The organism is Dyadobacter beijingensis DSM 21582 (genome assembly GCF_000382205.1).
In the GTDB taxonomy this organism is placed as follows: domain Bacteria; phylum Bacteroidota; class Bacteroidia; order Cytophagales; family Spirosomataceae; genus Dyadobacter; species Dyadobacter beijingensis.
Window position 1 is genome coordinate 230,341 of the sequence record NZ_KB907788.1, and the last position, 13,900, is coordinate 244,240.

A 13,900-nucleotide genomic window follows, 5' to 3' on the forward strand; every position below is an offset into this window, starting at 1 on the left:
GTAACATGATTAAGAGATTCATTTCCAATCCACTTTCACGGGATCGGTAGGGGCGCTTTCGCGGTTGTCGGTACCGACGGCCACGACATGGTAATAGTACCCGACGCCCGCCACGGCATCGCGGTCGATGTAGCCCGTTTGCGTGCCCAGGGGCGCACTCACGAGGCGGGGCTTTTCGGTTTTTTCCGTGTAGCGGTACACGAGGTATTTGTCGGGTTTGGCTAATGGGGCGTCCCAGCTCACGAGCACGCCGCGGTTGGTGGTCGCGACATTCAGTCCATGCACGGGCAGCACGGCGTCGTGCGGCTGGTAGTAACCTATTTCCGTGCTGAATGCGCTCAGGCGGCCGCCCATGCCGTAGGCGCGGATGCGGTAGCTGTAATGCACGCCCTGTTTCACGGTGCTGTCGGCGTAGTGGTTGCGCGCCTGGTCTTCTGCATGCTGGCGGTATATTTCCTTGAATGCCTTTTCATTTTCCGCTTTTCTTTCGATGATGTAGCCCAGTGTGTAGGGATCGATGGCTTTCATGTTTTCCCAAACGAGCCAGGCATTACCCGGCTGGTCGATCAGTTCGGGATTGAGCGGCGTGGCGAGGCGGGTGGGGAAGCGGGGTTCGGAATAGAGCTCGTTGCTCATCGGGCCCTGGTTGTAGCTCGTGTTCACGGCCACGACGGCCCAGCGGTAGGCCACGCCGATGGCGAGTTTTTGCACGGGGATCTGGTATTTCAATGCGGCATGGGCCGGGATCATGTCCGAAAACTGCTGCAAGGTGTCCGTTTGCCCGGCGGCGAAGTAGATGTAATAGCCGTGCGTGTCGAAATCGGCTGCTTCCCAGCGGAAGGTGAGCGAATCTTGGGTTTCAGTCAGTTGAAAGTGCGCCGGCGCAAGCAGTGCCGGGCGGTTGGCTTTGAGCATTCCCGATACTTTCACGGACGCGGGCGAGGATTCGTAAGTGCCGTTCAGCCGCACCTGGTAGTAGTAACCCTGCACCGGTTCCACGGCGTGGTCGGTGTAAGCCGTATCTGTCGCCGCCGCCACGCCGACCCTTTTAAAACCCGTGTCGAAATCTTCGCTGCGCCATATTTCCACGGCCCGCAGGTCTTTCACCGACGACAGTTCCCAACTGACGGTGATCGCATTGTCGCTCTCCACGGAGCGCGTGCTGATGCGGTGTATGACGGGGATTTCGTCTTGTGCGCGCAGGTTCGCGAGGGTGAGTGTATCCGAAGCGGCGCTTTCGTTCCCGACGAAATCTTGGAGATACACCACATAGGAGTACAGCATTTTCCGGCGCACATTCGGGTCGGTCACGACGAGGAAGAGGGAGTCTCTTTCACCTTTGCGGAAGCCCCATTCGGCGCCGCATTCCTCGAATCCCGTTTGTCCGAAAGCGGCACGCAGCACCCGTGCGCCCGCAATGTAGGGGTTTGGTTTCTTGATTAAATACTGAATGCTGACGGTGCGGCCATCGGTATGGCGGCTCACGGACCGTGCCGTGGTGGCGAGTTTCGCGCCGGGAACGGATACCGTGCCGGGATTGTGGTAAACGCCCTCCCTCGCACCCAATGCCCGCAGTCGGTAGTCGTAGCGCAGGCCTTGCTGCACGCCGGTGTCGAGGAAGCCCAGCCCGAGCGCTTCCAGGTATTGCGGGTTGGACCCGTAGCCGCCCAGCGAATCGGCGTGGGCTACGTTCCGGTAACGATCGAACAGCAAGGTGGTCAGCGAGTCGTTCGGGAGCTGGTACAACGGGTTTTTGGCGGCGAGTACCGTGAGGCGCGCCGTAAGTTCGGCCGCATTGGCGGGGCCTTTGCCGGTCGTACATACGGGCTGCCATTCGGGCTTGTTTTTGCCGGTTTCCAGTCGCTCGATCACATATTGCGGGCCGTGAAGCAGTTTGTCTATTTGAATAAACACGCCATACGGGCCACCGATGGCTTGTGGCTTTTGTGCCTGCAATGCGGCTGTGCCAAGGCAGAAGAGCGTGAGGATGCGAATGATTGTTTTCATATCGATGGATCGTTATTCTTTCACCAGGCAGCCGGTGTCGCATTTGGTAAAGGTGCATTCGGGGCTGATCTGCAAGCCGGGGCTGCCGCCGATCGTGTAGTTGGCCGAGCCGTTGAGTTTGAGGCAGAAATCGGCGGAGGTGCCCGTCGAAAGCCCGCTGAGGTCTTCGGTAAGCGTCACCGAAAAGCCCGCGCTGAGGCGCGAATCCAGGGTTACCGACACATTTTTGGGACCGGTATCGACGGTCAGCTTCGTATCCACGCCGCCGTTCACATGCACCTCGCCGCCCGCGCTGACGGAGAGCACGCTCCCGTATGCATAGGCATGCGCGCCAATGCCCATGCCGCCGCCCACGGAGAATGCGCCATTGTCGTAATTGCCGTACACGTAGCCGTCCACATAGGCATCCATGCCCACCTTGTAGCCGCCCACGCCGGGCACCGACAGTTCATATTTATAGGTATCGATGAGCGGCACCGGTACTTCGCCGATCGCGTAAATGCCTTTGAAACCGCTGGTAAACGAGCAGGGCAGCGCTTTGCGGTGGCTGTTGGCGAACAGGATCTGCGTCGCCTCGCCGAGTTCGTTGCTGTTGTAAATGCCCAGCATCAGTCCCGAACGCATGGTGACCGGCACGATGAGCGGTACATTCCGCAGCTCGCCGGTGGCCGCAATGTAGAAGCCGCTGCCATCGAGCCGTACCTGCGCCATGCCGTTCATGAAGGTCATCGTAGGCGGTACCGGGAGGTTCGAAAGCTGCATGGAGCCTGTCAGGCGCTGCTGGCCATAGTCGTATACGAGGCTCAGGCCGCCCAGGCCGGTATCGATGCCGTCCAGCTTGATTTTTTGTCCTTCCGCTTTGATCTCGCCGTAGGCCGTGAACGACAGGCGGTTCTTTTCGTCCTCGTCCAGCATTTTGGTAAAGCCCTGCGGCAATCCCGAGAATCGGAGCAAATCCCATTGCTTGTTGGTTGCCGACTGGTGCACATACACCTTGCTCAGCGCCGACTTTCCGCCTAATGCAACGCGGAGCTGTTTGAAATTGCCGCTTTCGTTATAGTTCGAAGCGTCTTTGGCGGGATCGGTGAAGTCGGCGAGACTGGTTTTCCATTGCCCCAGCGTCGAAGCATTGGTCAGGTCGATATTGCGGCCGTGGGTAATGTGGGTTTCATTTTTATTGTGGACCAAAAGCACATTATCCAACAGTAGCCTACCGGGCTCTTCCACGCTGCCTTTGATAGCCATCACGCCGTCACCGAAGAAAATGGCGGTGGTCTGGCTCTGGTCCGCTGCTACATACTGCCCGGCTTCGAATGTCTGGTAACCCTTCGTCTGGACCTTGTAGCCGCCTGGTATTTTGGTCGTGAGCTTCACGCCGCTGCCCTGGGGTTTGGAGTAAATGAGGCGCATCGATACGTCCTGCGGCGCATTGGGGATGGCGCTCGACATGCCGGCATCGAAGGCAAAATAGTCGGCGCCGGTTTCGATGGTCGTCGGGCGTACGTCGATGATATTGAAATACTTAAATTTCTTGCTGCCCGAACCGAATGTGACCACGTCCTCGCCATTATCGAGCAATGACAAGGTGGCGAATTGCATGTCGGCGGTCAGGCCCGGGACGGAGTTGGCGGGTAATATCGCCGCGGGCGACTGGCCGTTGGGTACCACCACTACCGACCAATGTCCTTTCATATCCGAGCCCGTTTGTGCGTCGTAGCCGAAATGCGCCACCCCGCCGACTTTCAGTTTCGCGATCCCGGCCAGTTCGAAAGAAGTCGCCGGTGCGACTTCGAGGCGGTAGAAATCGCTGCGGAGGTTGAATTCCTTGATGGGCACATCCACCTTACCCGTTTTGATCACGCCCGAAGTCGCGTAGAAGCCGCCTTTTTTGTAATCGAGCTTCCAGTCGCGGATCTCCACGCTCCATTGCCCGGCGAGCGGGAAGGTGAGCGGCGTTTCGCCGGATTTGATGTCTACGGTATTGTTTTTCAAAACGAGGTCGCCGAGGGTCACGGTTAGCGTTTCCGGGTTGGCGTCCTTGATTTTACAGGTCATCACCGGGCTCAGGTGTATTTCGTCGCCGATCAGGCGCGAGCCTTCCAGCTTGCTTGTCGCATCGAATTGGAGCAGTTTCAGCTTCATCGGCTCGCCGTTTTCCTGGGCAATGCCGAAATGCGTCCACTTGATATTGGTTTTCGAAGCGTCGAATGCCGTTACCAGCGGCTTGTCGTCCGCCCGTCCGGTCGCGTCGGGATCGTAGAGGAAAAACTGGCCTTTTTCGTAAGACAGCAGGCTTGCTGAAAAGTTGAACGAGTTGTCGATCACCTGCGCTTTGGCCATGATCCGGCCGGTAGCGGTGCCCGGCGTCCGCACGATTTTGAATTTGCTGAAAAGACCGCCTGGCGACGTCAGTTTCACATTGTATTTCGCTTTGCCCAGGCTCACCTCGGCCGACGGGTGGTACACGAGGTTGTTGAGGATACCGGCGTCGAGCTCCACGGTTTCGTTCGCCGGAATGCCCAGCGCGGGGTTTTGCGGATCGGCTTTGAATACGACGTTTTTGAAACGCACCTTCACATTTTTGTCCAGGATCGCGAACGGGCCCAAACCGGTGTCGGTCAGGTCCACGTCGCCGCTCGCGGCCAGGGTTTTCGGATCTATTTTCTCGATCGTCACCGGGAAACCCCATATCGAGGCTATTTTGAATTTCTCGAACGTCGTCACCACGAGTTTGAGCGACTGGCCATTGGGCTGCGGCACCGCCTGGGTTACGCCTGCACCCACATACGTAGCGCCTGTGGACAGTGCGTTTTTGACCATAGCTTCGATTTTGATCTGCGAGCCGTCAAATTTGCGCGAAACATCCAGCGAGAAAGTGCCGTCCGGGGCCGATACCGTCGTGTATTTGACGGGGGCATTGCTTCCGGCCGCCACAAAAACCTCCGCACCTGCCAGCGGCGTTTCGGTACCGGAGCCGGTTTTCAGCACTACCATGCCTTTGATCGTCCGGGCCGGTTCGAGGCGCACGGTTTCGTTCGCCGCCTTTTTGCTTTCCTCGTTTTTGATGGACGCCGTGCGCGTCACATAACCCGGTGCCGCTACTTCCACATACAGGTTTTCAATGGACACATTCTTGAACCGCGCTTCCACCAGCCCTTCGGCATTGGCCGGCCCGAACTCGAAGCCGCTGCCTTTTTTACCAAACAACCGCACATAGCCGCCCGCAATGGCCTTACCCGAAATGTCGTCCACCATTTTGAATATGATGCGGTGGTCGCGGTCGTAAAGCCGGATGTCGCCGGCCTGAATATTGAACAGGTTTTTCGCGTCAACTACCGGTTTGGGCAGCTGCGTTTTGATGTTGCGCTCTTCTCCGAAATAGCTGATGTTGACCGGGAATATTTTAAGCTGGGAGGATGTCGATGGCGCTTTGAGGGCGAATTTCCACGTGCCGTCCTGGAACTGCGTCTTCACCATATTCCCGTCGTCGGCCTGGGCATAGGCTTCCAGCGAATAGTCGAAAATCGGTTTGACGGCCGGCGCGTCGGCGTCGATGGCCCGGCCGGTGATCAATGTATTCGGCTCCATCAGTACAGAAGGGTAGTAGCTGTTCTGGCCGAGCAGCACCTCGTCGATGTTGATCACCGACTCGGCGGAAGCCTTTTTGGTCATCGGGTTCACGTACACATAACCCTCGGCCTGCACACGCACCTTGGCGGCGGTCCCCGGCAAGAGCTGGAACGGTTTCAGCACCCAGCCGTCGTCGCCCGTGATCTGCGTGAGCGTTGTCGGGATGCCCATAAACGCGCCGTTTTTGGTATAAGTGAGGGTTACCGTCGCATTTTTGATACCCTGCGTCGGGTTGGCCTTGTCCACCACCCGCACATTCACGACCGGCTTGCCCGGTGCCAAATGGCGTTTTACGGTGTCGGATACGAAGGTTTTATACTGCTCCGCAAACACCGGCTCGTCGTCGAATGTCGGTTTGGGCAGGAGCACGACATCGTTCACTTTCGCGTCGTGCAGCTTGTCGCCCAGCCAGTAGTTGTTCACCGTCTGGCAGCCCGTCAGATGGCTCTTCCAGCTATATTCGGGCGAGGGGTGGCTGGCTTTCATGCTTTCATACTGGGCGTCGGTATACCAGCCCATGGAGGTGTAGGTAGTAGGAAAATTGGGGTTAGGGCGGTACCAGAGTTCCCATTTGGTCTGGCAATTGATCTGCGTGCCGTTCTTATCGGTCTTTTTGGCCTTGTCCGAACGGTCCTTTTCCTCCTGCGTTGCATATGGCGAGAATACGGATCCCCATTTTTCGCTTACGGTAATGCGTTTGAGCGATACCAGGTTATAGTTGTTTAGCCCGTCTACCGACGATTCCGTCGAAATAAAATAGGTATCCTGCTCCCCGTTGGCCATCACCATGCGCGGGAACCGGGCGATGCCGTTCGCATTGCTTTCCGCGGTGGCGATCACTTCGAAATCCTGGTTCTGCAATTTTACGTTGGATTTCACGCCCGAACCCTCGTCGGCAGGCGGTCTGCGGTTCGGCGAAGGAGGCGCAATTTTCCACCCCTTCGCCCGGAGTACCGATACCTTAATGCCGAACAAATCCGATTTGATATCGGCCTTCTGCTTGTTCACAAGCGAAATGCCCGTCGTATCCGATTTGATCTGCGTCACAAGGGTGTAGCTTTTCACCACCGCCGTCACCGGCCCGAAGTCGTACGAGCCCTGCGGGACCATTTGCTGGTCTTTCTGAATGCCGTACGTGTCCGACGGGCTGGCATAGTAGGGGTTGTCCACCACCACCCGGATGCCCCGGATGAACGTTGTTGGAGGGGTATAGAACTCGCCGTCGCCCGAAGCGGCCGTCGGAGGAAGCGTGCCCAGCGGCATGGCCTTCGTCATTTTCACCTTGAATGTAAATGAGCCATCGGCCGAGGTCACTTTTGTGTCGAGTATCTGGCTGAAATCCTGGTGGTACGTGTACAGCTCGGCATAATTGCCCAGTCTCGTACCAAAAGTGCTTTTTTCCGAGCCGGCATTGCGATATACCACTTCCAGATGCACCTGTGTGTTGCCCAGCGGCTTCACTTGCGCGCCATCCTTGCCGGCATCGGAAAATTTGTAGGCCAGCTTGCCCGTGAATGTCATGGTAGGCGCTTCCGTCGTCTGGATGTTATAGGTGAATTTTTCAACCCGCGCGGGGGTAGCGGGCAGTTTGTCGTTGGGCTTCATAAAAATCACCGGACTGGCGTCGTCGGGGGCGAGGCCGCAGTCGGGGCAATAGATACGGTAGGTATCGTACGACGTGCCCGCGTATACGAGGTTGGCAAAAATGGCCCCGAAACCGGCGTTTTTAGCCTGTAATGGCGCTATTCCGATCATTTGGTAACCTTTTGCTTCCAGCGCCAGGCGCACCTGCAAATGCAGCGGCTCTTCTTTGGCACTGCCCATTCCGGAACCCGAGAGCGGCTCGGTGGCGGCGTTGGGGGTTGCATTACCCGGCGAAAACGACTGTATGCCCTGCTTGTTGGCGGCCTGCATGGAGTAGGTTTTTCCCTCCGATGCTGCCGGTCCCGCACCTTCGAACGGCAGGCGGTATTTATCGTAATCCTTGGCAATGCCGGGTTTACGGTAGATCACCAGGTGCTTGCCTGCGAGGTCGATATCCGGGGTGCCTGGCCAGTTTTTGTAGGAAAGCTTGGCGGTAACGTCCAGGTTATAGCCCGCGGCAAGCCAGGTAATTCCCTGCACGTCGTACGTGCCCTGTTCGCTGCTTGCGATCTGGAACGTGTTTTCGGTATGGGTCTGGTAGTAGCCGGCTTCGGCAATGGGCTGAATGAACGGATGCACGGGGTCCACCAGGCAGCGGGTGAACACAGTGTTCGTATCCTGTCCGTGCAGCGCGGTTTTCAGCACTTTGATCGTATAGTTCCCGTTGGCGTCCGATTTGCCGTAAGCTACGGTAGCCCGATAGGTGTTCGGGAACACTTTCATCAGCATCACTTTGGTATTCGGCAGCGGGTGGGGTGCACCGCTTTCGCCGGGGAAGCGGTAGGCGAGCAGTCCGCGCACGGTCAGGCTGTCGGTCTCTTTGCCTTTGTTTTTTTCTACCAATAAAAATGAATGCGTTTTTGAAACGAGCGGCCCATTGCCCAGCTGTGCACGCTTTCTTCGCAGCTCGGACATTCCCTGCAACTCCACCTGTACCGCATAATTTTTCCCGGCGGGCATATTTGCTGGCAGTTCCGATTGGGGTAAAGACAGGCTTTCGCCGCGGACCATCCGGTCCATCACGAGCGTGCCCGCATTGCCGCGGTCGGCGGTTTTGATCTGCACCCGGTAGCTCAGCTCCCCGAATTGCTCCACGAGCGATTTCCTAGGCTGTGCCTCGAATGCCTTGCGCAGCAGTTTTTCAAATGCCTCATCCAGCTTCCACGAAACGGTGAAAGGGTTGTTGCTGCCTACCTCCACCGTCGCATTCCTTCGTGCCGCAGGGTTGGTGATGGTTATGTAATCCATATCGATGCCGACGGGCATTTGCTGGCCGTAGGTGAATGCCTGGACGGGACTTTTGCCTTCATTCAAAAAGCTCAGCTGCCTTCCGGCCGGTACCGCCTGCACGCGCCAGGCGTAGCGCCGGCCCTTCTGCAAGGGCGGATATTGCGGGCCGTATACGAATGTGGTCGTTTTCAATTGCTTCACCTCCACGCCCGAGCGCGGCAGCACCACTGCGTCGATGAATACGTTCGGATCGACATTCGTTTCAGGCAGCTCGATCACGCGGAAGCTGTATTCCACCTGACTAGGCAGCACGCCCACCGGTGCCGACCAGGTGAAAATCTGCGTTTGCGGTGTTTTGACGGCCACTTCCTCGTCGGCCTGGGGTGAAATGAGGATCGGCGGCTCGATGATCCTGACGGGGATAAGCCCACTGCAACCCATCGGAAATTCGGCCGACAGCGGGCGCGTGGTGGCATTGTCGAAAGCTTGCACGCACAGCTGGTAGTTGCCTTCTGGCAATGGCAGGCCGCGGTAGAGGAGGTCTTTGTTCATCCCTTCCACCTCGATCTGGCCGAGGTCGAACAGGTTTTCCAGTTCCGCGCGGGTGATGAGACGGTTCACGTCCGTGGGCCGCAGTTCGAGCGGGCGCAGCGGCCGGTAGTTCGGCGAGGTGCGGATGACGACGCCATTGTCCCCTTCCAGTTTACCCAGCAGCCGCACGGACAATGCCCGGCCCGACAGATTGGTGATAAACACCTGCACGCGGTTGCCCGTACCCGGATAATCCTGGATATACGGGCTGTACGGCGGCAGCACGTTGGTGGTGATACGAACCTGGTTTTGCGCCCTGGCCGCCTGGAATGCCAGGCAGAACCATAGCAGGAGCACGAATGCTTTAAAATGAGATGCCATAGCCGATGTTTCCTCTGAATTCATTGAATTTTTCCGCCTCCACGCCCGTGTCGGAGTTGAGGTAGTTCAGGTTAATGCTGATAGTCTGTTTTTTAGCGAGCTGGTAACCCGCTGTGGCCGTAGCCGTGAGCACCTTGCCGGTAATAGACGCCTGCCGGTTGACCAGGTAAGAGACGTTCGCGGAGGTAGTCATTTTCTTTTTGAAAAAAGCATAATTGCTCCCCAGCGTCGGGCCGTAGAACTTCAATTTACCAGGGTCGTCCGCCGGCGTGCCCGGAAGGCTCGTTTGGGTGTAAGAAATCAACAGGTTAGCACCGAAACCGCTCTGGTTGGCATTCAGGAAGTAGCCGAGGCTGGCATTCTGGCTGTTGTTTTCCGTTTGGGAGGCGGTGCTACGGTTCAGGTCGGAAAGCTGCTGGTGCGAGCCGCTGAATGTAAAAATGTGGGCGTAGTCCTTGTTCAATACCGAATACCGGAGGTTCGCGGAGGCCGAAAAATTGTTTTGGGCAATGCGGAGCGTATCGATGAGCGGGCGGAGGCCGGCGCGCTGGCTGAGGCCGTAGTTGGACAGCGAAATGTCCATGCCGAATGTCGGATCGGGGTTGAGCGATGCCATGAGCGAACCTACCGAACGGCCGGTGCGGGCATTCTTGTTAGCGGCCAGGTTATCGAACTGCCGGCCGTAGCTTCCGGCGAGGCGGGCTTTTCCTTTGAGCAGGTTCAATGTAACATTGCCCGTATAGCTCTGGATATCGCTCTGGAAATAGTAGGCGCCCATCGTCTGGAAATTAGGATCGATCCGTTTGTACTGCATTTTCACCGAGCCCCATTTGCTTTGGTAGCCCAATGCAGCCTGCGTGGCCTGGGTGAGCTGCGTCGAAAGACGGGGTGTGATGAGCTTGCCCGCAAGCCGGTATATTGCGCTTTTGCCTTCCGCCTGCACGGGAGCGGAGGTGATGTCGCGCGTGTAGGAACTCACGGCGGCATCCGCCTCCACGAGGATGTGTTTGATGATTAAAAGTCTGGATGTGAGGCCGATCACCATGTTCTCGGCCGGGGTGGTACTGCGCTCGGGCGACATTTGAAGGCGGTCGATAGAATTGGTGTCGTCGCGGGCCCGGAGCATGACCAGGTCTACGTAATTGCCCGGCTTACCGTAACCGACTTTGACTGCATAACCCGTCCGCCGGAAGGCCGGAATGGCATCCGGGTCGGAAAGGTTGGTGGAAATGGCCTTGTTGAACCGGCCGTACACGGCGCCGATGCGCAGCTTGCCGGGGTTCAGCTCCACGCCGCCGCCGAGGAATGTGTGCCCGGCCAGTGTGAACGGGGAGAAGGAGATATTGCGGTAACCGGCGTGCGCCGTGGCCCATTTGTACGTGGGACTCACGCCAAACTGGTTGAACGGCTGGCGGAAACTCGTGCCCTGGTTGCCCACCACGGCCGAAAACGGCAATGAAACCCCGCCCGGCAGCGATAGCGTCACCGCCCCGCTCAGTCCGAACGGATGCGGCTGGTTACGCCCGGCAATGCCGTTGGAGGTATAAATGCCCGCATAGGCATTGAGCCCGCCCGAAAGCCTGACCTGCCTGCCATTGTCCTGCGCATGCAGCACGCTGCCGCACAGCCAAAGTAGTATCCATATAAATGCAGGGCATCGCATGCGTAAGAGTGTTAGTAGAAGTGTGACCAATCAGACCAATCGATTTTTTCGAAAGGTATTTCGGCTGTTCTGCTTCCACTTTTGAGAATCGATGAACGACATTCAAAAATCGATAAAGGAAAAAGGGCTCTTTCCCCGTAACTTTCAGCTGAGGTTGAGCGGCAGGAGAAACCGCCGCGGCCGATCTTTAATGCGATAAAAACCAGCATGAAAAACGAAGAGGTTACCCGTTTTCTGGACGGGCTCGATCACCCGCTCCGGGAAGAAATTGAAATACTCCGGCAGATCATTCTCGACGCCGTACCGTCCCTTGCCGAAAACGTCAAATGGAACGGCCCCAACTACTCGGTAGGGGCGGAGGACCGGGTCACGATGAAGATCCAGCCGCCGAAACAAATCCAGCTCATCTTCCACCGCGGCGCCAAAGTGAAAGAGCAGCCCCAAGCCAAGCTGCTGCCCGAAGACGGCGGCCTGCTCGACTGGAAAGCCAACGACCGCGCCGTAGCGAGCTTCAAAAACCGGGCGGCCATCGACGCAAACCGGGAGAAACTGAGCGGGATTGTGCGGGAATGGATGGCATTGACTTTGGAAAACTAAGCGGCTTTAATAACAATCCATCAGCACCTGCCCGTGCGACTGATAGTAGCTGACGCTCTTGCCCAGCGCGTTGGTACAGATCGTTTCCAGCAATTCGACCACATTGTGCTGCATGGAAAGCGACCCGCAGAGCATGACCACACCGCCATTACCGAGTACTTCGGCGACGAGCTTTTCGTCCCGCTGTAACAAATCGCGCACGTATTGCTTTTCTCCCTCCCGCGAGCGCGCGAGGTGAAATGCAGCCAGTTTGCCTTCGGAAATGGATTTTTGAATGCCGTTTTCATACAGCGCAAACGACGCCTGGTCCCGGAAGCCGCAGTAAAGATGCGCTTGGGAACCGGGGTGTAATGCATCGATCATGCCCAGGAAGGGCGCAATGCCCGTTCCGTTAGAGATCATGAGCACGCCTGAGGCTTTTTCGGGGAAATGGAAATGTGCGTTGGAATCGATCCGTGCCTGGAATGCGTCGCCCGGTTGGAGTCCGTAGAGGTATTCGGAGCCGAGGCCGCCGGCGTGGAGTTTGACGCTCAGCTGCACGTCCGTACCGATCTTGCCGATCGAGTACTGGCGTTCGCGGTGGTCGTCGGCGGGATAAATGGTAAGCAGGTCGCCGGAGGTGAATGCGACGGCGCCGGCCGGTCGCAGGCGGAGCAGGAACGCTTCTCCCGGTGCCGCTACGGCCGTTTTTTCCAGGACTGTCAGTGCATGCGGCCGATCCTGCCGCGTCGCGATGAGGCTCGTCGGTATCGTGAGCGGTACGCCCGCATGCTGCGCCCAGGTGCCCGCCCAATGGCCAAATTCTTCGGGAGACTTGTCATTCACCGTGTGCACCTCAATCAATGGAACGGCCCATTCCTGCTTCGCCAGCAGGTTTTCGGCCTCGTAGGCGAATTTGCAGAAATCGGGGTAGCCGTGCGAGCCGAAACCTACCACCGAACAATGCACTTTGCGCCGTTGCGGGTATTTGGCCAGTCGGGCGGCAAACTGCGTGGAATTGGTAGGAGGGTTGCCCAGGCCGTACGTGGCCGTCATCACAAGAATATGTGCCGCTTTCGGAAATTCGCGGTAGTTATTCAGCTCGGTCACGTAGGCTGAGCGGCCACTTTCAACAAGCTGCCGGTGAATGGCGTTGGCAAAGCGGAAAGTACTGCCGTTTTCGGACCCTACCAGTATAATGAATTCGCTCTCCTCCGCCGAATGACTGTTTTTGACCCGCCCGCTGCGCCGCTTGATGGTAATAGCGAAGCCTGAATAGATGAAAAACAGGATATTGCCCGACGCGAATGCCAGCACGATGGCCCAGAGCATATTGGTGCGGCCGGTATGCAGGTCGAGGCTTAGCTCGGTGAAAATGGCGGCCGAGGGGTATTTCGCTTCCGAAAGGATCTCGCCCGTCACCTGGTTGACGTTCAGTTCGCGGTCTTTTAGTTTAAGTACAAAATAATCCTCCACATCTTCCGAGAACGGAAAATCGATGGAACGGACGTCAGACAGGCGTGTGTTTTTAAAAACGGCAAAATCGGCCGGCTGCTTCGCCGGTTCATCTTTGATTTTGTCGAAATCGACTTCCGGGCTGGCAAATGTCGTGTCGATCAGCTCGAAGCGGGCGAGCGAAAGGTAGGTGCCGGTGAGCGCGAGGAGGAAAATCGGGATCAGTGAAACCCTGCCGAGGGTAACGTGGTAATATTGCGCAAAGCCGTCACGGACAATGCGGGTAAAGAACCTTCTGACCCCGCGCTGCCGTTGGATAATCAGCATGGTGCCTGAAATCGTGATCAGTAAGAGCAGGAATGCCGTGACACCGATGAAAAAACGGCCCGTTTCATGCAAAAACAATGAACGGTGCAAGGCCGTTACCCATTCGAAAAACCGGGAGGGCTGTGCCGGCTGGCCGAGGAGTTTCCCCGTGCGCGCATCCACATACGCGAGCAGGTTTTTGCCGGCCGCGTCGGTGCCCTTGATGGTGACGAACTGGTTGGCGTCTACGGTAATGCTGGAAATGCCCGGGTACTGCTTCCGCAGCAGGGGCAGGGTTTGGGAAAGGGGTATTTCGGCCGCACGATCGGTGGCGTAAGGCTGTATTTTTTCAGTTACTGGCTTGAATGCCAGTATGATGCCCGTAACGGAGGCAAGGGTCAGTAAAATGAAAGAAGATACAGCCAATGCGAGGTGGCTGTATCTCCAGAGGGAAATCGTCATACCAATGGAAATGCG

Annotated in this window: 5 protein-coding genes; 1 reads left to right on the plus strand and 4 read right to left on the minus strand. The window is 57.3% G+C overall.

Going from position 1 to position 13,900, the window contains the following annotated elements:
- Window positions 1-18 precede the first annotated feature (18 nt).
- From H144_RS0114675 to H144_RS0114685, 3 genes are read right to left on the minus strand one after another with little or no spacing between them, the layout of a single operon-like run.
- On the minus strand, window positions 19-2,007 hold the full coding sequence (locus H144_RS0114675; protein WP_019942834.1) for a fibronectin type III domain-containing protein: 1,989 nt from the start codon (window positions 2,005-2,007) through the stop codon (window positions 19-21).
- 12 nt (window positions 2,008-2,019) lie between these two features.
- Entirely contained in the window at window positions 2,020-9,423 is a 7,404-nt protein-coding gene (locus H144_RS0114680; RefSeq protein WP_019942835.1) for a hypothetical protein, read from the minus strand.
- The gene (locus H144_RS0114685; RefSeq protein WP_051100115.1) at window positions 9,407-11,086 is read right to left on the minus strand and encodes a hypothetical protein; all 1,680 of its coding nucleotides are present in this window, start codon (window positions 11,084-11,086) and stop codon (window positions 9,407-9,409) included. The genes H144_RS0114680 and H144_RS0114685 overlap by 17 nt, the downstream gene beginning before the upstream one ends.
- A gap of 207 nt (window positions 11,087-11,293) precedes the next feature.
- On the opposite strand from H144_RS0114685, the gene H144_RS0114690 reads away from it, so the two are divergent.
- Window positions 11,294-11,683 carry a DUF1801 domain-containing protein gene (locus tag H144_RS0114690; protein WP_019942837.1) on the plus strand — a complete coding sequence of 130 codons (390 nt, stop codon included), beginning with the start codon at window positions 11,294-11,296 and terminating at the stop codon, window positions 11,681-11,683.
- A 6-nt stretch (window positions 11,684-11,689) separates the two neighbouring features.
- On the opposite strand, the gene H144_RS0114695 is transcribed toward H144_RS0114690, so the two are convergent.
- Window positions 11,690-13,885 (minus strand): PepSY domain-containing protein, encoded by a 2,196-nt coding sequence (locus tag H144_RS0114695; protein WP_019942838.1) that lies wholly within the window; start codon window positions 13,883-13,885, stop codon window positions 11,690-11,692.
- Window positions 13,886-13,900: the final 15 nt, after the last annotated feature.